General features: G+C 40.1%; 14 protein-coding genes and 1 tRNA gene. 8 read left to right on the top strand and 7 right to left on the bottom strand.

Translation table 11 applies throughout. The features are described from left to right. Positions 1 to 264: 264 nt before the first annotated feature. Together LZP46_RS04225 and LZP46_RS04220 are read left to right on the top strand one after the other, a co-directional pair. Positions 265 to 1326: an alpha/beta fold hydrolase gene (locus LZP46_RS04225; RefSeq protein ID WP_230244078.1), complete on the top strand. Its 1062-nt coding sequence runs from the start codon at positions 265 to 267 to the stop codon at positions 1324 to 1326. Positions 1327 to 1344: 18 nt separating this feature from the next. Then, entirely contained in the window at positions 1345 to 2358 is a 1014-nt protein-coding gene (locus LZP46_RS04220; protein ID WP_236094778.1) for a hypothetical protein, read from the top strand. 73 nt (positions 2359 to 2431) lie between these two features. Here LZP46_RS04220 and nfuA read toward each other — a convergent pair whose 3' ends face one another. Further along, complete coding sequence (gene nfuA, locus LZP46_RS04215; RefSeq protein WP_019837467.1) at positions 2432 to 3070, bottom strand: Fe-S biogenesis protein NfuA; 639 nt, start codon at positions 3068 to 3070, stop codon at positions 2432 to 2434. Between the two features lie 157 nt (positions 3071 to 3227). Here nfuA and LZP46_RS04210 point away from each other — a divergent pair, with 157 nt between their 5' ends. The 3 genes from LZP46_RS04210 to LZP46_RS04200 all read left to right on the top strand — a co-directional run bounded on the left by LZP46_RS04210 (position 3228) and on the right by LZP46_RS04200 (position 6161). After that, the gene (locus LZP46_RS04210; RefSeq protein WP_230244076.1) at positions 3228 to 3845 is read left to right on the top strand and encodes a rhomboid family intramembrane serine protease; all 618 of its coding nucleotides are present in this window, start codon (positions 3228 to 3230) and stop codon (positions 3843 to 3845) included. 317 nt (positions 3846 to 4162) lie between these two features. Next, complete coding sequence (locus LZP46_RS04205) at positions 4163 to 4357, top strand: hypothetical protein (RefSeq protein ID WP_230244075.1); 195 nt, start codon at positions 4163 to 4165, stop codon at positions 4355 to 4357. A 256-nt stretch (positions 4358 to 4613) separates the two neighbouring features. Next, positions 4614 to 6161, top strand: a complete 1548-nt coding sequence (locus LZP46_RS04200) for a hypothetical protein (protein WP_236094777.1) — start codon at positions 4614 to 4616, stop codon at positions 6159 to 6161. A gap of 126 nt (positions 6162 to 6287) precedes the next feature. Here LZP46_RS04200 and LZP46_RS04195 read toward each other — a convergent pair whose 3' ends face one another. Then, positions 6288 to 7904 carry an inorganic phosphate transporter gene (locus LZP46_RS04195; RefSeq protein WP_236094776.1) on the bottom strand — a complete coding sequence of 539 codons (1617 nt, stop codon included), beginning with the start codon at positions 7902 to 7904 and terminating at the stop codon, positions 6288 to 6290. Between the two features lie 496 nt (positions 7905 to 8400). Between LZP46_RS04195 and metH the strand changes: the two genes are divergently transcribed. Further along, a complete protein-coding gene (gene metH, locus LZP46_RS04190) occupies positions 8401 to 12090 on the top strand; it encodes a methionine synthase (RefSeq protein WP_236094775.1) in 3690 nt (1229 codons plus the stop codon). Between the two features lie 318 nt (positions 12091 to 12408). Here metH and LZP46_RS04185 read toward each other — a convergent pair whose 3' ends face one another. The 3 genes from LZP46_RS04185 to greB form a co-directional block, all read right to left on the bottom strand. Then, complete coding sequence (locus LZP46_RS04185) at positions 12409 to 14094, bottom strand: hypothetical protein (RefSeq protein WP_154320950.1); 1686 nt, start codon at positions 14092 to 14094, stop codon at positions 12409 to 12411. A 161-nt stretch (positions 14095 to 14255) separates the two neighbouring features. Further along, a tRNA-Ser gene (locus tag LZP46_RS04180) sits at positions 14256 to 14345 on the bottom strand. Positions 14346 to 14431: 86 nt separating this feature from the next. Next, positions 14432 to 14929 carry a transcription elongation factor GreB gene (gene greB / locus LZP46_RS04175; protein WP_004972106.1) on the bottom strand — a complete coding sequence of 166 codons (498 nt, stop codon included), beginning with the start codon at positions 14927 to 14929 and terminating at the stop codon, positions 14432 to 14434. A gap of 363 nt (positions 14930 to 15292) precedes the next feature. Here greB and LZP46_RS04170 point away from each other — a divergent pair, with 363 nt between their 5' ends. Continuing rightward, positions 15293 to 16408 carry a transglycosylase SLT domain-containing protein gene (locus LZP46_RS04170; RefSeq protein ID WP_230244069.1) on the top strand — a complete coding sequence of 372 codons (1116 nt, stop codon included), beginning with the start codon at positions 15293 to 15295 and terminating at the stop codon, positions 16406 to 16408. A gap of 164 nt (positions 16409 to 16572) precedes the next feature. Here LZP46_RS04170 and LZP46_RS04165 read toward each other — a convergent pair whose 3' ends face one another. Then, positions 16573 to 16956 (bottom strand): SCP2 sterol-binding domain-containing protein, encoded by a 384-nt coding sequence (locus LZP46_RS04165; protein WP_230244068.1) that lies wholly within the window; start codon positions 16954 to 16956, stop codon positions 16573 to 16575. Positions 16957 to 17202: 246 nt separating this feature from the next. Beyond that, positions 17203 to 18123: a tRNA 2-thiocytidine(32) synthetase TtcA gene (gene ttcA, locus LZP46_RS04160; RefSeq protein ID WP_230244067.1), complete on the bottom strand. Its 921-nt coding sequence runs from the start codon at positions 18121 to 18123 to the stop codon at positions 17203 to 17205. 558 nt (positions 18124 to 18681) lie between these two features. On the opposite strand from ttcA, the gene LZP46_RS04155 reads away from it, so the two are divergent. Beyond that, positions 18682 to 19569 (top strand): lytic transglycosylase domain-containing protein, encoded by an 888-nt coding sequence (locus LZP46_RS04155; RefSeq protein WP_236094772.1) that lies wholly within the window; start codon positions 18682 to 18684, stop codon positions 19567 to 19569. The last annotated feature ends 44 nt before the right edge of the window (positions 19570 to 19613 follow it).

Genomic DNA, 19613 nt, shown 5'->3' with positions numbered 1-19613 from the left:
TTCTAAAGCCAGTCTTTATGAATGTCACTTGCAAAAAAATATACAACCGCGCTTTTCTTTATTCATTTTTGTTATAAATTTTTTCACTTTTTATAGAGATATGTCACATTTTCTACCAATTTCAAAGCTTTGGTCAAAAAGCAATGGATGACTTTCATTTTTAATCGCATACAATAGACAGATTACAGATGTGCAATTAGATCTAAGAGCTAATGCCGATCATTATTGGAGCCTGTTTTTGGTTCGTCAGGGGAAGACGTTTTGATGATGAAATGTATTCGATCACGTTATCTACATACGATTTTTTTGGCTTTGGGACTAAGTACATCTTGCCTTGTGCATAGTGCTGCGCCTAATCAATATACTTTCACAAAAAACAATAATATTAATAGCAATAACGCGACTGAACTTAAATTATTACAACATCACTTGCAGCAACAGCGCAAACAGGCAGGACTCACCTCTAAAAGAATTCGTGTTGGAGATGTCGTTTGGAGCTATAATGAAGGTGGCTCGCAAAGCAAACCCACAATTTTATTGATTCATGGTTTAGCAGGCACACGTGATAATTGGAACCGTGTCGCAGAATTTTTAACACCGCATTATCATGTGATTATTCCAGATTTACCCAATAGCGGTGACACCAAAACACCAAGCAATTTTGATAATTCAGTACCGAACGTAACTTCACAACTGCGTCAATTTATTGAAGCAATTGACTGTGAAGAAAACTTACATGTGGCAGGACATTCTTTAGGCGGCCCAATTGCAACATTGTATGCCTCGCAATACCCCTTTGATACGCAAAGTTTATTTTTACTCAATAGTGCAGGCATTTATAAACTTGCCAATACGCCTTACACCAAAAACCCATTATCTTTAAATGACTTAATTGTGAGCAAACATGGTGATTTAGCCAACATTGCTAAACAAATCATGCAAAACCCGCCTGCTATCACCTCACAAATTCAACATGCGCAAGAAGAAGCCCTAATTTCACGCTCGGAACAAACCCGTAAAGCCATTGAGCAAATTGTCAAACTCAATCGCATTTATACTCCTGACTCATTTGCACGTTTAGCAGGGTCAATTGAAGCACCAACCCTGATTTTGTGGGGTAAACAAGATCGCATTATAAATGTTGAAGTGGCGAATGAGTTACAGTCTTTACTCAAACGCGCCGAAAAACCCGTGATTCTCAATAATGTTGGACACATGCCTTTATTGGAAGCCGAAAAACAAGTCGCACAATATTATTTGCCGTTTCTTTCTAAAACACAGAACCTAAAAAACCCACTTGCTGATAAACTGATTCCTCTAAATTAATTATTATATAAAACCTTCATGCAGAAACATCCCATCATTGAGCATCTGATTGACGCTCAGCTTGATTTTTTAGATCAAGAATTTAACCAAAGTGAAACGGTACAAACTGAGTTTGTGCAGTTTTACCACTGGTTTCGCAAACAAAGCTTACAAGATCTATGGACATCGGAAGCCATTCATAAACTGATTCAACAACAAATTTTAAATACACCTGCCAGTTCTTTTTTAGTGGAACAACTTGCCGAGCATATTCGTTTTGCACTGGTACACCCTGTTAATGACAGCAGTAAAATTGCCGACGTGATACCTGTGCTAACCATCGACAAAATTGCACAATATGTTGCAAGTAAAAGTGGACATCGTCAGCGTTTGATTAAAACCGTGGTGAATAATCCTGCCTTTGCCGCCATGATTACCCAACTCATTCAACATTCCATTCAGGATTATATGGATAATTCGGTGATCGCCAAAAGTGTGCCTGGTGTATCACGTTTTATGAAAATGGGTAAATCGGTTTTGGAAAGCGTTACCGATACCAATTTAGACCAGACCATTCAGCATTATTTGCAAAAAAATGTGCAGAAGCTAACTCAAATGAGCGAATCGGTGCTCAATCAACATTTTGATGATGAAAAACTGTATCACTTCCAAGCTAATTTATGGCACAAAATTAAAGACTTACCGCTTTCTGTTTTAAAAAATTATATTGAAGTGCAAGACCTATCTCAAACTGTCAATTTAGGACATGAAATTTGGGATCACTTGCGCCAAAGTGAGTATTTGAAACAGCAAGTTCATGATGGGGTGCATGCGTGGTATGTGCGCAATCAAGCGCGCCCTTTTGATTTGCTATTGCACGACTTAAATATTGATGAAGCGCTAGTCCAGCAAGAATTACAACAATTATTAAATCCAGTCATTCAGAAAATGATTGCTGAAGGCTATTTAAAACAACGTGCACGTCATTATTTAGAGAAATTTTATTATTCTGAAAAAACACAACAAATTTTAAATCTGCAAACAAATGAGTAGGGTCTACTGACGATTTCAGATAAAAAATAACCTCCTAAAATTTAGGAGGTTATTTTTAAGCCAAGCTTAGAACTTATTTAAAATAGGCACCTTCAGATTGACTGTGGTCAGTCTGATCCACCACACGCATCAATTCAGGTACGTGTTGTTTTAAGGTCGTTTCAACACCTTGCTTTAAAGTCACATCAATCGCTGAACATCCTTGGCAACCGCCACCAAATTTCAATACTGCAGTTAAGCCATGTTCTTCATCTTCCACCACTTCAACCAAAGCACAGTTTCCGCCATGCCCTGCTAAACCTGGGTTAATTTCAGACTGTAAAACATAAGTAATGCGTTCTTCTAACGAAGCATCTGGACCTACTCGTGGCACTTTTGAGTTAGGTGCACGGAAAGTCAATTGACCACCAAATCGGTCTTTATTGTAGTCAATTACGGCATCCAATAAATACGGAATAGACGGCGTATCAATAAATGCAGGAAAGTCTGGATATTCCTGTTTGTAGTCTGTAGGCACAACTTCATCGGGCGCACTATAAGCCATGCAACATTCAGCACGCGGTGTACCAGGATTTTCTACAAAAACACGCACACCAATACCTGGTGTATTTTGCTTTGCCAATAAATCCTTTAAATACTCTTGAGCAGTTGGCGTAATCAATAAGTTTGGAATTTCATCTACAACTGCTGTGCTGCTGTTCTCAGTCGACATAACAATAATTTCCTCAAGCTGAAGTGGCTATTTTAACTTAAGATGCGGGGGAATAAAAAAAAATCAACCAAAATTGTCGGATTTATTCCTAAAGTTCGACTCAAACTCAGTTTTGATGCATTATTACAGCAGAATTCAAGTAAAAGAATAGGCGTTTATGCTCGATTTACCTTTTAATCATACCGTGACCATTATCATTATTACGGTCATCGTGTCTATGTTGGCATTTTCTAAACAAGAATTAATGAATCGCCTGATCTTTTGGCCGCCTGCAATGCAACGCGGACAATATGACCGCTTCATTACCCATGGTTTTGTGCATGCCGATGGTGCTCATTTGCTGTTCAATATGATTACCCTGTTTTTCTTTGGTAGCATTATTGAAAGTTTTTATCGCCAATACATCTATGATTTAGGTTTTGTTTTATTTTATTTGGGTGGTTTGATTGCCGCGATTATTCCAAGTTATTTAAAGCATAAAAATGACCATCGTTGGGCTAGCTTAGGTGCATCAGGCGCTGTATCTGCAGTGTTGTTTGCCTATATTTTGTTTGAGCCATGGAAGCTGATTTTTGTGTTCTTTATTCCTGTGCCTGCCATTATTTTTGCGGTGCTGTATGTGGCGTATAGCATTTGGTCGGGTAAACGTGGTAATTCCAATATTAATCATAGTGCGCATTTATGGGGTGCGGCGTATGGTGTGATTGTGACTATTTTAATTGAACCGCGCATCTTACCTCACTTCCTGAATAAACTTGCGCAACTGCCGTTTTAACTTTTCAAACTATAACGGCTTAGTACATATACAACTAAGTCGTTGCTACTTTTAATAATTTTCAAATCCTTCAATAGACTGCTTTCATAAATCCTCTTAAAACCATCATTTATAGCTTCTTATCTTCAGCCTCTCTCATTGGGAAAAGCGACTTTCAATCACCATTTTATGAACTGCTGATACGTATTTTTGATTGATGAAAGCATCTGAATGATTCAATACAGCATAAAACACACAACAAATAACATGCTGTTACTCGACAAGCACTTATACTAAAAATATAAAGACTAAAACTATCAAGCAATCAGGAGTCAGCCATGAAAAAATTTGCACTTCTAAGCGCCCTGTTATTTAGTTTAGGATTAAGCGCCTGTGCCGTACATACCCCTGAAGGCAGTGTGGTGATTGATCCTGACCGCACAATTTATCCGAAAGGTTATTATCCACACCAACATCCGCATGGTGATGGTGATTTTTGTCCTCCAGGTCAGGCGAAAAAAGGACGCTGTTAAGCTGTTGGTCTGTCTGAGTGAATAAAACATTACTGATACAGCATCAGACTCATTTATGATTCAAACATAGACATTAAAACACTGATCTTTAAACCTCTATAACATCTCATTCATATTAAAAACCTTTACGCTGCGTAAAGGTTTTTTTATTCAAATTTCACTCAATTTTGGTAGTTTTTGCTACCCCATATCGTAACTTGGCATAGATAATGTATACATCTGTATATTAATTTCATTTTATTTTGCGAGTTTTTGCATGTCCACTTCTTACGATGGCTTACAGTTCCCAATTCATCCAAAAAAACATAAACCCAGCACCTCAAGCATGGGCAAGCAAATTATTGCCGAAGCCTTAGCCACAGTCGATCATCAAAGCTCAGTTGATGCTTTGGCAGAAAAAAACTGGCGTAAGCACTATCCAAAATACTTTAAAGCCCTCGTAACAAACGGTATTCGTGAACAAGGTAACGCCATTCAAATTGCAGAAGATGGTTTAAGAAAAGCCCATCAAAGTTTTGAGTTTTATCGTCATGAGCAAAAATATGTGCTGAAAGATGTCATGCACTTGCCTACTGAAACTTTACATACCTTTAAATTACAAGGCAGCAGCCAAGCAGCACCCGAATGGTATGTACCGTATCGTGGGAAAAAGTTACAAGGTCAAGCTCTGCTAGATCAAATTGCAATTTGGCTCGCAGCAGGCATTATTGAACCTAGTCATGCCGAAGCGTTAAATGCAGCAGTAGCGCATCCCGAATGGTTTGATTTGTCTGACCGTAATATGGTGCTATTTGGTGCAGCATCAGAAGCAGGTCCACTCACATGGCTAGCCAAATGGAAAGGCAATATTATTGCAGTCGATTTACCAAACAGCCGTGTGTGGAATAAAATTCTAAACACTGTGCAACAAGGCAATGCTACCTTATACGCACCAAGTACAACACAACTCGCGGCAGATACTCCATTTGATATTTTAACAGAACAATTGGGTGCAAATCTGCTCACACAAACCCCAGAAATTGCACATTGGTTAGCCCAAAAATCTGAAACGCTAGATTTAGCAGCCATTGCCTATTTAGATGGTGAAAAACACGTGCGTGTTGCGATGGCGATGGATGCCATTATGCAATATGTCAGCGAACATAAAGCTGACAGCAGCCTTATGTTTATGTGTACCCCAACCGATGTTTATGCTGTTCCTGAAGAAGTGATTAGTGCATCAGCAGAGAAATTTCAGCAGCGTTCGCAAGGGCAAAAGCTACTCACCAAAAGTATTGAAACCCTTTCACGCAGCCATTTTTTTCAAAAGAATCTGCACCATTTGATTGCTTCAGACAATGGTCAACATTATGGTATTGCCGACTGTTTAGTGGTTGAACAAGGACCAAACTATGCTTTGGCAAAACGCATCCAGCAATGGCGTGCAATTTTAGCCCGTCATCAAGGACAGCATGTCAGCATCAATATTGCACCTTCGACCACCACACACTCTGTGACCAAAAATCCATTACTCAAAGCAGCATTTAGTGGCGCAAGTTTGTTTGATGTTGACGCATTTAGCCCTGAAACCACCAATGCGATTATGGCTGCGTTATGGATTCATGACCTACGAAATCCAGACTCGGCAGCCAATCCCGAAGTGAAACTTGATCATCCGCTCGAATTAATGATGAAAGGTGCAAACCACGGTGGATTATGGCGCGTGGCGTATTTGGCACGAACTGCCTTGCCTTTTGCTGCACTCTATGGCTTTGCTGCAGAGAAATTACCGCTGGACAAAGTCATCCAAAAATTTAAAAAGTAATGTAAACCGCTAATCTATCTATTCAAAAACTTGCCTGCAAATATTTCTCTAGACTGATCTGCAGGTATAAAAAAGCGCTGTATCATCACAGCGCTTTTTTCAACCACTCAAAAAGTTCTGAATGGATTAAAACACTTTTAAGAACAACCAGAACAAGCTACCCGATAAACAAATTGTTGCAGGTAGAGTGAAAATCCAAGCAGAAAGAATTGTACGAACCATCTGGAAATTCAGACCTGATTTATTTGCCACCATCGTACCTGCCACCGCGCTGTTCAGTACATGCGTAGTCGAAACTGGCATCCCTAAACCATCTGCAGCAGCAATCGTTGACATGGCCACAAGCTCGGCAGACATACCCTGACCATAAGTCATGTGCTGCTTACCAATACGTTCGCCAACGGTCACCACAATACGTTTCCAGCCGACCATCGTACCCAAGCCTAGTGCTAAGGCAACGGCAACTTTGACCCAAGTTGGAATGTATTGTAAGAACGAATCTAAATGGCTACGGTAGCTTTTAACCACTTTCTTCTGTTCTTCCGACATTTCAGGCAAGGCATTGGCTTTGTCTAAACGCTTGAACGAGGTGGTGCTTAAATACATATCGTTACGCATTTCTGCCACTTCAGCTTCAGGGACGTCTTTTAAGTTGCCATATTGCCCCACACGCTCACCCAAATGGTCGGTTAAGCTTGCCAAAGCAGGTACGACTTCAGGAGTAATTTCTTTGGTCTGAATATAACTAGTAATAATCTGACGCGCTTTTTCATCTGGCATATCGGCATGTTGTGGATAAATCACATCAGCCGTTTGCGTTGAAAGCTGCTGGAACGATTGAATGTGGTTTTGACCTAACTCTTTATTTAATGAGTACGCCAACGGCACAATCCCGATCAAAATCAACATGATTAAACCCATGCCTTTTTGACCATCATTTGAACCGTGCGCAAAGCTTACCCCAGTACAGGTAAAAATGAGAATGGCACGAATCAGTGGTGGTGGAGGTTTATTACCTTCAGGTGGCTGGAATAACTCCATTTGTTTCTTGAAGATTTTTTTCACCAAGAGGAACAAAATCGCAGCAAAGGCAAAACCAATTAATGGCGAGAACAATAAAGCCTTACCGACTTTCATGACTTGTTCCATGTCTACGCCACTAGCACCTGCACCTGAGTTAAGCAAGTAGTTCATAATCCCCACACCTAAAATCGAACCGATTAAAGTGTGTGAACTTGAAGCAGGAATACCGAAGAACCACGTTCCCAAGTTCCAGACAATTGCGGCTATCAACATGGCAAACACCATGGCAAAGCCTGCGCCTGAACCGACATTCATAATCAGTTCGACTGGAAGCAAGGCAATAATACCGTAGGCAACTGCGCCACTGGCGACCATCACCCCAAGGAAGTTACAGAAACCCGCCCACATTACTGCCACAGGTGCAGACAAGGCATTGGTATAAATGACCGTTGCCACAGCGTTGGCTGTGTCATGGAAACCATTCACAAATTCAAAGCCTAAGGCAATGAATAAAGCAGTAGCCAATAAAATCACCGAGTACATGCTTAACGCAGGTACGTGGGATAAGTCCGCAGACAATTGGAAACCAATATAAATAAGGGTAGAAACGATGATCGTTAAAAACACCGGCATAAAAAATTTCGGTGTAGGCACATGAACATTGGTCGATTTAGTGGTCGACTTGTGCGCTGAATCTACAGGAGTTGGTTTAGAATTCATGCAAGCAGAAAAGAGGATTTAAAATCCCCTTATTGTTCAATTAAATTGTGACAATTATATGACAAAGAGCTGCTATATAAAGCAACTTTCATACTTTATTTTCATACTTTAAGCTGTGTTTTTTGTGCATAAAAATAAAATAAATATTTAAATTTAAACACTTAGAATAAACAAACCTACTTTCCTTACGCCATTCTCTCAAATTTAGATTGTTACACGGTTGTCATATTTGTCTAAAAGTTCAGACAAAATTTACCGTGAGCCAATTTTGCCTGAGCTATATGACAAAGCGATGACGCATCAAAGAAAATTAAAATTAGAATGTTCCTCATCACTGCTTTTATTTGGGATCAAAACCTACAGCAAAATTCTAAAAATACCGCTTTATGCACTATTTTTACGACTTACACTCGCTCTGGTCGCTTCAAGTGCACGAAAGCCTTGCGAATTCTGCTAAAATAGCGCTCATTTCGGATTCAGTCATAAAGGGTTTTTTATGTCCACGCTTACCACCCTGAAAGCGCTTCTTGCCCAAAGAATTTTAATTATCGATGGTGCTATGGGTACTATGATTCAACGCCATCAATTGGAAGAAGCCGATTATCGTGGTGAACGTTTTGCAGATTGGGCACATGACCTCAAAGGCAACAACGATTTATTGGTACTGACTCAACCGCAAATTATTCAAGACATTCATGAAGCCTATTTAGATGCGGGCGCAGATATTATCGAAACCAATAGCTTTAACGGCACGCGCGTTTCCATGTCTGACTATCACATGGAAGATTTGGTTCCAGAAATTAACCGTGAAGCAGCCCGTTTAGCCAAAGCAGCCTGCAAAAAATATTCAACGCCAGACAAACCACGTTTTGTGGCAGGTGTACTTGGGCCTACATCACGTACCTGTTCAATTTCACCGAATGTAAACGACCCTGCATTTCGTAACATTACATTTGATGCGCTCAAAGAAAACTATATTGAAGCTGCGCTTGCCTTAATTGAAGGTGGCGCAGATATTCTGCTCATTGAAACTGTATTTGACACCTTAAACTGTAAAGCCGCGATTTTTGCAGTGAAAGAAGTGTTTAAACAGCTCGGGCGTGAATTGCCGTTAATGATTTCAGGTACCATTACCGATGCTTCAGGACGTACCTTAACGGGTCAAACTGCAGAAGCTTTCTGGAACTCGGTACGTCATGGCGATTTACTTTCAATTGGTTTTAACTGTGCCTTGGGTGCAGATGCCATGCGTCCACACGTCAAAACCGTTTCAGACGTTGCCGATGTATTTGTTTCTGCGCACCCGAACGCAGGCTTACCCAACGCATTTGGTGGCTATGACGAAACGCCTGAAGAAACTGCAGCGTTCCTCAAAGAGTTTGCTGAAAGTGGCTTGATCAATATTACAGGCGGTTGCTGTGGTACAACGCCTGATCATATTCGCGCGATTTACAATGCAGTAAAAGACATTCCACCACGTAAAATTCCAGAGATTAAACCTGCTTGCCGTTTAAGTGGTTTAGAACCATTTAACATTTATGATGATTCTTTATTTGTAAACGTGGGCGAACGTACCAACGTTACAGGTTCTAAAAAATTCCTGCGTTTAATTCGTGAAGAAAACTTTGCCGAAGCCTTAGATGTCGCACGTCAACAGGTAGAAAGCGGCGCACAAATCATCGACATCAACATGGATGAAGGCATGCTCGATTCAGAAGGTGCAATGGTGCACTTTTTGAACTTGGTAGCATCTGAGCCAGATATTTCTCGCGTACCCATCATGATTGACTCCTCTAAATGGGAAATCATTGAAGCAGGCTTGAAATGTGTACAAGGCAAAGCCATTGTCAACTCTATTTCCCTAAAAGAAGGCTATGACGAGTTTGTCGAAAAAGCCCGCCTCTGCCGCCAATACGGCGCAGCAGTTATTGTTATGGCCTTTGACGAAGTCGGACAAGCCGACACTGCAGCACGTAAACGCGAAATTTGTAAACGCTCTTATGATGTCTTGGTCAATGATGTTGGTTTCCCTGCCGAAGACATTATTTTTGACCCGAACGTGTTTGCTGTTGCGACAGGTATTGAAGAACACAATAACTACGCCGTCGATTTTATTGAAGCTACGGGCTGGATTAAACAAAACCTGCCACATGCCATGATTTCTGGCGGTGTATCTAACGTGTCGTTCTCCTTCCGTGGTAACGAACCTGTACGTGAAGCCATTCACGCGGTATTCCTATATCACGCTATTCAGCAAGGCCTGACCATGGGCATTGTGAATGCCGGTCAGCTAGCCATTTACGATGACATCCCGAAAGAATTAAAAGATGCGGTTGAAGCAGTTATTCTGAACCAAAACCAAGGCGAAAGCGGTCAGGATGCCACAGAAAAACTACTCGAAGTAGCAGAAAAATACCGTGGTCAGTCAGGTGCACAAAAAGCCGAAGAAAACTTGGAATGGCGAAACGAATCTGTTGAAAAGCGTCTTGAATACGCTTTAGTGAAAGGCATCACCACCTTTATTAATGAAGACACCGAAGAAGCACGCTTAAAAGCCAAACGTCCATTAGATGTGATTGAAGGCCCGTTAATGGATGGCATGAACGTGGTCGGTGATTTGTTTGGTGCAGGTAAAATGTTCCTGCCACAAGTGGTGAAATCTGCGCGTGTAATGAAACAAGCCGTTGCATGGCTCAACCCGTACATCGAAGCTGAAAAAACCGCAGGTCAGTCTAAAGGTAAAGTCTTAATGGCAACGGTGAAAGGCGATGTACATGACATTGGTAAAAACATTGTTGGCGTGGTCTTGGGCTGTAATGGTTATGATATTGTCGATTTAGGCGTGATGGTACCTGCAGAGAAAATCTTGCAAACGGCTATTGATGAAAAAGTCGATATTATTGGCTTGTCTGGTCTGATTACCCCATCATTAGACGAAATGGTTTTTGTTGCTAAAGAAATGCAGCGTAAAGGCTTTAACATTCCATTGTTGATTGGTGGCGCAACCACATCTAAAGCACATACTGCGGTTAAAATTGATCCACAGTTCTCAAACGATGCCGTCATTTACGTTGCCGACGCTTCGCGTGCCGTTGGTGTTGCGACAACCTTACTCTCTCCTGAAATGAAACCTGCTTTTGTTGCAGAGCACCGTGAGGAATACGCTAAAATTCGTGAACGTATTGCCAATAAACAGCCTAAAGCCGCGAAATTGTCGTATGCGGAAGCCATCGACAATGGTTTGAAAATTGATTGGGACAACTATACGCCCGCAGTACCAAACTTAATTGGGACTCAAGTGCTGACTAATTATCCACTTGAAACCTTGTTGCCATACTTTGATTGGACACCATTCTTTATTTCTTGGAGTTTGGCGGGCAAATTTCCGAAAATTCTGGAAGATGAAGTGGTGGGCGAAGCTGCAACCGACTTATATAACCAAGCGCAAGCCATGCTCAAAGATATTATTGAAAACAATCGCTTTGATGCACGTGCAGTCTTTGGGATTTACCCTGCCAACCGTTCTGCGGCAGATTCAGTACAAGTATATGATGCAGCACGTAATCAAGTAACACACACTTTCCATCATATTCGTCAACAATCAGACAAAGTCACAGGCAAACCAAACTTGTCTTTGGCAGACTTTGTTGCAACTGCAGAGCAAGGGCAAGATTACTTGGGCGGCTTTACCGTGTCGATTTTTGGTGCAGAGGAAATGGCCAATGAGTTTAAAGCCAAAGGGGATGATTATTCTGCCATTTTGGTGCAGTCATTGGGTGACCGTTTTGCAGAAGCGTTTGCAGAGCATTTGCATGAGCGTATTCGTAAAGAATTCTGGGGCTATCAACCGAATGAGCAACTGAGCAATGAAGAGCTAATTAAAGAGAAATATGTGGGGATTCGTCCTGCACCAGGCTACCCTGCTTGCCCTGAACACTCTGAAAAAGCGACACTGTTTAACTGGTTAGGTTCAACTGAAAAGATTGGCACACAGCTGACCAGCAGCTTTGCGATGTGGCCGCCTTCATCTGTGAGCGGCTTCTACTATGCTAACCCTGCTTCTGAGTACTTTAACGCAGGTAAAATCTCGTTAGATCAGCTTGAAGATTACGCACAGCGTAAAGGCTGGAGTTTAGATGAAGCGAAGCGTTGGTTAGCTCCAAACTTGGATGATTCGATTAATTAATTGCTTTGCGCTGCATGGGTAGTTCATCGGCCCATGCGCTATATAATGTCATTGCAAAAGCCAGTGAATTGTAAAATTCACTGGCTTTTTGTTTAATGGGACAGTTCGTTACTTAATCTAAATTTGTTGAGTAATTTGACTGTTAAAGGTGTTTTCTCACCTCTATGGGAAAGGTATTCAGCTAAACGAAACCCATAGAAAGAACAAAGCGACTACTATTTAGTTGTTAGTAGCCGCTTTTCCGCCTATTTTGTCTTATGATGAATGGGAAGCGATTGCTGTATTACATCAACAACAATTAATTGACGATACTAGGAATTAATTAATCAACTTTTTACTTACCTTGAAAAGCATTCCAACTGGAGATTGCTTAACTTGTTTATTCTGATCAACCAAATCACGAAATCTTTCAGGTATTTCTCTCAATTTAGGAGCATCAAGTAATTGATCAGCTGCTAATACTGCTAATCCCCATGTAGGTGTTCCAGTTAAAGCTGCCCCTATTTCTATTCCTCCAGAAACAATCCAAGATCCAATATCGAATCCAGCAAATTTCCAATTTTTAGCTTTCAACTCATCAAGTTTTTTACGATGTTTATCAAAACTTTGCTCAATATTTTCTAATATTTGATCTCTAGTTCTAAAACAATTAGTAGGATTAGTTTCTACTAATTCCTTGATATTATTTCCTAAAATATTGCGGATTTCTTCTAAAGCTCCTTGCTTTCTAAGCTCCAACAATGATTCTGGAGGAATATTGCCTAACCAAGGTAAATCCGTTTGAGATAAATCTGTTAGTCCTTTCATTATGTGCAAATTTTCAGAACCGTAATATTCTTGAGCCTTATCGGCATCATATTCTAATTTCCAGTTAAAATATTGCCACGATGTTTCAGCTTCAATAATTGGGGTTCCTGAAAGCTGTCGTGCTTTGAGTAATAATTCATTACTCACCGACATTCTGCCAACAGCTTGCATTTGGAGTAACAAACCTGGCTCTGTTCTATTAAGAGCTTTTAGCTCATCTCCATTTAAAGCCCTATTTATTTGTTCCTCTAAAGAACCTTTCCAATTTGTATCAAATAAGACCCTATTCTTATCTTTAATTGCTCGAATTGTTTTTTCTACAGTATTAAGGCTTAAACAAAACTCATTAAATTCCTCAATACTCTCAAAATTTTGACCGAATAATTTACTACCATGAATTAATGCATCATTTTGGGAAAAGTTATAGATAAAATCTTTACCACCCTCTTCCAAATTTGATAAATCAGGGAGTATTACAACCACTGGCATTCCATCTTCAACACATGCTAAATTTTTATATTTGAGAATATTCATAGCATGCTTTATTAAGAAAAAGACAGCTTTCTCTTTTGGATAAAATTCAAATATATGCTGTGATCGTACATAAGGATCTGGTAGAACAATTGTGTCCGTGTAAATACCACATTTTGAAGCAATATTTTCATCGTGGGTAGGAAATAAATCTCCTCCATATACACCAGTAAGATTTGAGTGATTGTCTTCTAAATGCCAATAACCTATATCACCTACTTGTTTCCAAAATGATATAATTGCATCCATAAAACCAGGAATTTGTTCAAACATATTGTCAACAAAATCGGCTTTTGTTGATAAAAATTCCGCAATATGGTGAGGCGTAGAGTTCGCCTTAAGCATTTGTTGATAGATAAAATCAAAATTATGCTCTATCAGGTCAAAATATAATTTTTGAATTTCAACTAAAGAAATTTCTTTTTTTAATTTTTCCCTTGTGTCGAAATGTTCTATAGCCAAAGCCATTGAACGAATTCGCCCATCAACAGACTCTAAAATGATCTCGCCACTTTCATCATATTTGATATTTCGAAAACTCTCTTCGAAACCTTCAGCTAGGTGTGAAGCGATTTTTACTTTATCGGCTTTTAACTGTTCTGAAAGAATTTTAAGTCTATACCTTAATCTTTCTTCATAATCTTGTTGTTCTGATTCTAAGCTCATTATTCCAAAACTTTTTACTAATATTTAAAGTTTAATAGAGCTAAAATTTTTAATTTCAATAAGGCTATGTGGTTTTATTTTTATGCTTACTATAGGCTTACCTTGCATAAACCCAAAAAACAACAAAGCCCTGACAATGTCAGGGCTTTGTTGGTAATATTTGGCGGAAGCGGTGAGATTCGAACTCACGGAGGACTCACACCCTCGTCGGTTTTCAAGACCGGTGCATTAAACCGCTCTGCCACGCTTCCAATGGCGGCTATCATATAAAGAAAAAATCAGCTTGGCAAATATTTTCTAAAAATTATGATCCAAATGTTCAAAATAAAATCAAAAATCAGTCATTTTCTGCAATTTCAGGCTTTTCATAGCGTATCGAATTAATAAACCAGCTCTTTTTGCCCAGCGGTGTCTGCACTTCCACCTCATCATCCACCTGTTTAGACAACAAAGCCCGAGCCATAGGTGAATCAATCGAAATATGTTGTGGATGATGATCATAAATTTCATCCACGCCCACAATTCTCAAGGTCTTTTGCTCGCCTTGTTCATTTTCAATTTCGACCCATGCGCCAAAATATACTTTACCCTCTTGTTCAGGTGCAAAATCGACAATGCGCAGTTCTTCTAAACGCTTGCCCAAATAACGCACCCGACGGTCAATTTTACGCAAAAGCTGTTTGTTATATTGGTAATCAGCATTTTCAGAGCGATCGCCGAGACTTGCCGCCCAGTTTACTTTTTTGGTGATTTCAGGGCGTTCTTCATGCCACAAATGCTGTAACTCAGCCACGAGTTTATCGTGTCCAGAACGTGTAATTAAATTAGATTTCATGGTGTTTTTGCAGCCAGTTTTTTACATTTGGTTAACATCAATCGTATATTTTATTGCATTTTTATACACAATAAAAATTTATAAAATTTATTTCTCAATAAAATTAATATCTTATGTTATATTTTTCAAAAAACTTATGTACAAAATTTGACATCCAAAATTTTCATCTTTATTATTCGCACATCTTTTAGTTTTGATCACTTTTTAACCTGTGTAGAAATTTTACACATTTTCCCTTTAATCCCAAGTCATTTTGAATGACGTCATGACTGCCCAACCCTTATTGAATTTATCAAACTTGAAAAAGTTTAAGGTGTGTTGCCTTTGCTTTTTAGGGCATAAATTACTTGTAGCGGAGCCAACATGCACAGTAGTTCAACGTCTGGGTCTAGGCTTAGCCTTCACTCATTTTTTAATCACCTCCCATTCAAAGTCCTCGCTTTCAGTACTGCTCTTCTCCCATTTCACAGTATTAACGCAGGCAAAGCCGTTCATCAATTTGACAGCGTCGTCAATCAGAACAAATTGACCGTTGTGTCTGTGGTAAATCCAACCACAGTGTTTAAAGATGGACAACATTTACATGGCTTTGGTTATGACCTAGTGCGTAACTATGCCGACAGCATGAATGTGAAACTCGAATTTAAAACGGTAAGCGACAATGCGACCGCATTAAAATGGGTGTCTTCTGGTAAAGCGAACTTTGCTATGACCACCTCGAGTATCCAAAGCATTGAAAAGCAGCAACTCACGGCATTTTCAGCCAGTTGCGGCGATTTAAATACTTTAAAGCGCAATGGTTTAAATACTGAGCTGAACTGGGTATTTAAACACGCAGATGATCCACTGAGTCAAACCGCAAGCAACTTTGTGTGTCGTGGCAAGCAAAACGGCGCCATTAGCCAATTGGCTTCATTTTATAATCGTAATGTGGTCAAACAAGAATCGTGGGATATCATCCAGCGCGATTTGCGTAATCGCTTACCTTTATATAAAGCCAACTTTAAAAAGACGGCCACGCAGTATGATTTAGATTGGCATCTTTTGGCGGCAATTGGTTATCAGGAATCTTACCTTAAGCCCAACTCAGTTTCGCCAACAGGTGTGCGCGGTATTATGATGCTGACCAATAACACAGCCAAAGCAATGGGTGTTAGCAACCGTACCGACCCTGCGCAGAGTATTCAGGGCGGTGCCAAGTATTATGACCAAATGCTCAGCCGTTACGAACATATCCCGTTTCCTGATCGTAACTGGTATGCCCTTGTCGCTTATAACATGGGTCCTGGTGCAGTCAGTCAAATTCAGAAGCGTATTCGCTCACAAGGCAAAAACCCGAACAATTGGGTGAACCTGTATGCATATTTAGACAGTAACAAAGCCAGCAATGGTCGTTATCGTCAAGCAGTGCAATACGTGACTCGTATTCGCGCTTACCTTGAGCATATTAAGACCACACCGCAGTTGGTGAATATCTAAAACTTGCCTAGCGTAATTGAATTGCAGTGTTTATCAGCTGCAATTCAAACATGAATAATGCGCTGTTAAAGCTGCAGCGCATAAAAAAGCCTAGTTGATACTTCAGCTAGGCTTTTTTTGTACTATAGCGGGCAATGCGCCTGCTATAGCGCAAATCGCTTGAATTAAGTAGATTGCTCAAGAATCTTCTTAAATAAATCCTTTTGTTCTTGGCTTGGTTTTGCAGTTTGTAATGCCATTAATTGTGACATATCGCCCTGAACTTTAATTTTACCAGTCATAAATGCTTGCATAGCAGCCGCCATGTCAAACTCTAGGAATACTTTACGTAAAGTCTCCGCATCCATATTTAAAGTTGTTTTTGCGTTGTCCGCCAAACCTTTTTGGATTTTACCGCCCTCTAAAGACAACTCTGTGTTGCCTGCAGCATCAGTCACCACTAAGTTAATTGCCAGATTTGCAAGTGCTGGAGGTAGGTTTAAATCACCAGCTTGAGCCGTTAAATTTTCTACAGTTGCAAACCAATCATCAGTTAAAAAAGCAGGCATGATTTTTCCTCAATATATTTGTGCATGTGTGTTGTCTATCCAGACACCATCATTATTAAGCTTTTTGCTTGCTGATTGTTATAGCATGAACCTTTCGCGAAAGGCTAAGAAATTTTGTACGGGACGTTCAGTTTTTGTATTTTTATTCGAAATGACGACTTTCTCAAATAAATCAAATTCATAAAAAACACCAAGCAGTGGCTTGGTGTTAATTACATTTTAAAGGGATTGACAGGATGTTATCGCTTAGTCTGCCGCGTAGCCTAAATTGACCATATTGATGCGTTTGTTTTGCTCTGCTGCGTTTTGTTCGGCTTGATCGGCAAAATCAAATACGCGCTGGCTGTCTAACGCTTCAAAGTCGAACAATTCACGGTCTGCCAACTGCGATGGCGATACATTCTGTATTGCACCAAAAATACTATGTAAACGCTTAGGATGTGCTTTATCCCACTCACGTAGCATGTCGTTAATAATCGCACGCTGTAAGTTTTCCTGTGAACCACACAAATTACACGGAATAATTGGGAATTTACGCATTTCTGCATATTTAATGATGTCTTTTTCTTCCACATAAGCCAATGGGCGAATCAGCATATTTTTCTTGTCTGATGACAACAACTTCGGTGGCATAGCTTTCAAGCTACCGCCATGGAACAAGTTTAAGAAAAAAGTTGCCAAAATATCATCACGGTGATGCCCAAGCGCCACTTTGGTTGCCCCTATTTCCTGCGCAAAGCCATACAAAGAACCACGACGCAAACGCGAACACACTGCACAGTAAGTTTTACCTTCAGGGGTTAAACGCTTGGTGATGCTATAGGTATCTTTTTCTAAAATGTAATAAGGGATGTTATTTTCTTCTAAATAACGCGGCAATACATCTTCAGGGAAGCCCGGTTGTTTTTGGTCTAAGTTCACAGCCACCACATCAAAATTGATGGGTGCGATGCGCTTGAACTGCAACATAATGTCCAACAAGGTATAACTGTCTTTACCACCAGAAATACACACCATGACTTTATCGCCATCTTCAATCATGTTGAAGTCACGAATCGCATGCCCGACTTGGCGACGCAGCTTTTTCAACAAACGATAATACGCAGAGCTGGTTGGGAGTTCTGGTTTGAAATTAAAGCCTTGATCGGACTCAACTGGTGAGAACATAGACGCGATTAACCCATGAAAAAAATTACCGCGCAATTTTAGCCGATTCAGACCCATCCCGCATCAAAAGAATGTAAATTCATCGCAATCTTCCTTTTCGTCAAAGAACTTAATTTCTGACTGCGCGTTCATTTCTGTTTACACACTTTATTTCTATCTGCGCAGATCGTTTTTTTCTGTGGCAAGTTTGAACCCTCAGGTTCAGTTTTTCGCCAAGATGCTTATCTTTTGGACTTTTCCACAGTTTTCCACAAAAGTTGTGGATAACTTTGTGGATTTAAAACAACTTGACAACCCCTCTTGCCGATATTCTAAGGCTTCTCTTTAAGTTGGTTGTTTTTTGATCGATTTTATTTTTATTTAAAATCATGCATTTAAGCATGTCAAGCTGAACCAATTAAAAAAAAATAAATATTTTTTTTTGATTACTCTGTCAGCAATTGAGCTTGATTTTTTTCAACACTACTGTAAATGAATTTGTACAAAGCCTTTTCATCTGTGAGATTTTTGTTAAACTCCTATTAACTGTTTAGGGACAGCTTTTAGTGTATTCACAGCATGAACAATAAAATTAATGCCTTTTTACTGTATATTTTGGGGACTGCCAGCATCATGCCTTTGGCAACGACTACGCACGCAGGTCAAATTTATATGTATAAAGACAGCAATGGGAGTACCTTGCTGACCAACCGTAAAAGTGCAGATCGTTCACTGACTAAAGTAAAAGTCACCTATTATCCAGACAGTAATATTCACAGTTATCGCAACTGGGGCAATTCCGAAGCATCAGTATTGCCAAGTTATAGCCGCAATAAAAATGCCTTTGACCACATTATTCAGCAAGCAGCACAGCAACACGGTGTTTCAGAAGGTCTAATTAAAGCCGTGATGCATACTGAATCAGGTTTTAATGTCAACGCCCGCTCGCCAGTGGGTGCGCAAGGTTTAATGCAGCTCATGCCTGCGACAGCACGGCGTTTTAATGTCAGCAATGCTTATGACCCGCAAGAAAACATTATGGCGGGTGCAAAATATTTAGCTTGGTTACTCAAACGCTTTAACGGCAACACCACTTTAGCTTTGGCGGGTTATAATGCAGGCGAAGGGAATGTGGCAAAATATGGTGGCGTACCACCTTTTCGTGAAACACAGGACTATGTACGTCGTGTGACCAGTCGTTATAGCAACCTGTATGCCAGCGGCATTAGTGCAAGTGCTAACAACAATGCGATCACGGCAAATAATACTAGCAATACTCAGAGTCAAAATGCCCAAGTGATTGCGCAGTCAGACAATTACACTGCCAGTAATCATCAAGTCGCAGCAAACAAACGCCCACAACGTCAAATTATTATGGCTGCCGATGGTCGCTTTACCGATGCACCTGCAGGTTCATACGCGACAGGGAATGCTACAGCTTCGGCACGTATTTTTATTTCAGAATAAAAGCTAAAGCGCTTCATCTGTGCTTGCGGCAAAGCAAGCCTTTT

The sequence above is a fragment of the Acinetobacter sp. SCLZS86 genome (genome assembly GCF_021560715.1).
GTDB lineage: Bacteria > Pseudomonadota > Gammaproteobacteria > Pseudomonadales > Moraxellaceae > Acinetobacter > Acinetobacter towneri_A.
Note: the sequence above shows the minus strand (reverse complement) of the source record. Positions and strands in the feature narration are given on the sequence as shown.

Bases quoted from the DNA above. Each gene is read 5' to 3' on its own strand.
- LZP46_RS04170 (WP_230244069.1), top strand. From the start codon at position 15,293: ATGCACAGTAGTTCAACGTCTGGGTCTAGGCTTAGCCTTCACTCATTT.
- LZP46_RS04225 (WP_230244078.1), top strand. From the start codon at position 265: ATGATGAAATGTATTCGATCACGTTATCTACATACGATTTTTTTGGCT.
- LZP46_RS04220 (WP_236094778.1), top strand. From the start codon at position 1,345: ATGCAGAAACATCCCATCATTGAGCATCTGATTGACGCTCAGCTTGAT.
- LZP46_RS04200 (WP_236094777.1), top strand. From the start codon at position 4,614: ATGTCCACTTCTTACGATGGCTTACAGTTCCCAATTCATCCAAAAAAA.
- LZP46_RS04195 (WP_236094776.1), bottom strand. From the start codon at position 7,904: ATGAATTCTAAACCAACTCCTGTAGATTCAGCGCACAAGTCGACCACT.
- LZP46_RS04165 (WP_230244068.1), bottom strand. From the start codon at position 16,956: ATGCCTGCTTTTTTAACTGATGATTGGTTTGCAACTGTAGAAAATTTA.
- ttcA (WP_230244067.1), bottom strand. From the start codon at position 18,123: ATGTTCTCACCAGTTGAGTCCGATCAAGGCTTTAATTTCAAACCAGAA.
- LZP46_RS04185 (WP_154320950.1), bottom strand. From the start codon at position 14,094: ATGAGCTTAGAATCAGAACAACAAGATTATGAAGAAAGATTAAGGTAT.
- LZP46_RS04155 (WP_236094772.1), top strand. From the start codon at position 18,682: ATGAACAATAAAATTAATGCCTTTTTACTGTATATTTTGGGGACTGCC.
- greB (WP_004972106.1), bottom strand. From the start codon at position 14,929: ATGAAATCTAATTTAATTACACGTTCTGGACACGATAAACTCGTGGCT.
- LZP46_RS04205 (WP_230244075.1), top strand. From the start codon at position 4,163: ATGAAAAAATTTGCACTTCTAAGCGCCCTGTTATTTAGTTTAGGATTA.
- LZP46_RS04210 (WP_230244076.1), top strand. From the start codon at position 3,228: ATGCTCGATTTACCTTTTAATCATACCGTGACCATTATCATTATTACG.
- nfuA (WP_019837467.1), bottom strand. From the start codon at position 3,070: ATGTCGACTGAGAACAGCAGCACAGCAGTTGTAGATGAAATTCCAAAC.
- metH (WP_236094775.1), top strand. From the start codon at position 8,401: ATGTCCACGCTTACCACCCTGAAAGCGCTTCTTGCCCAAAGAATTTTA.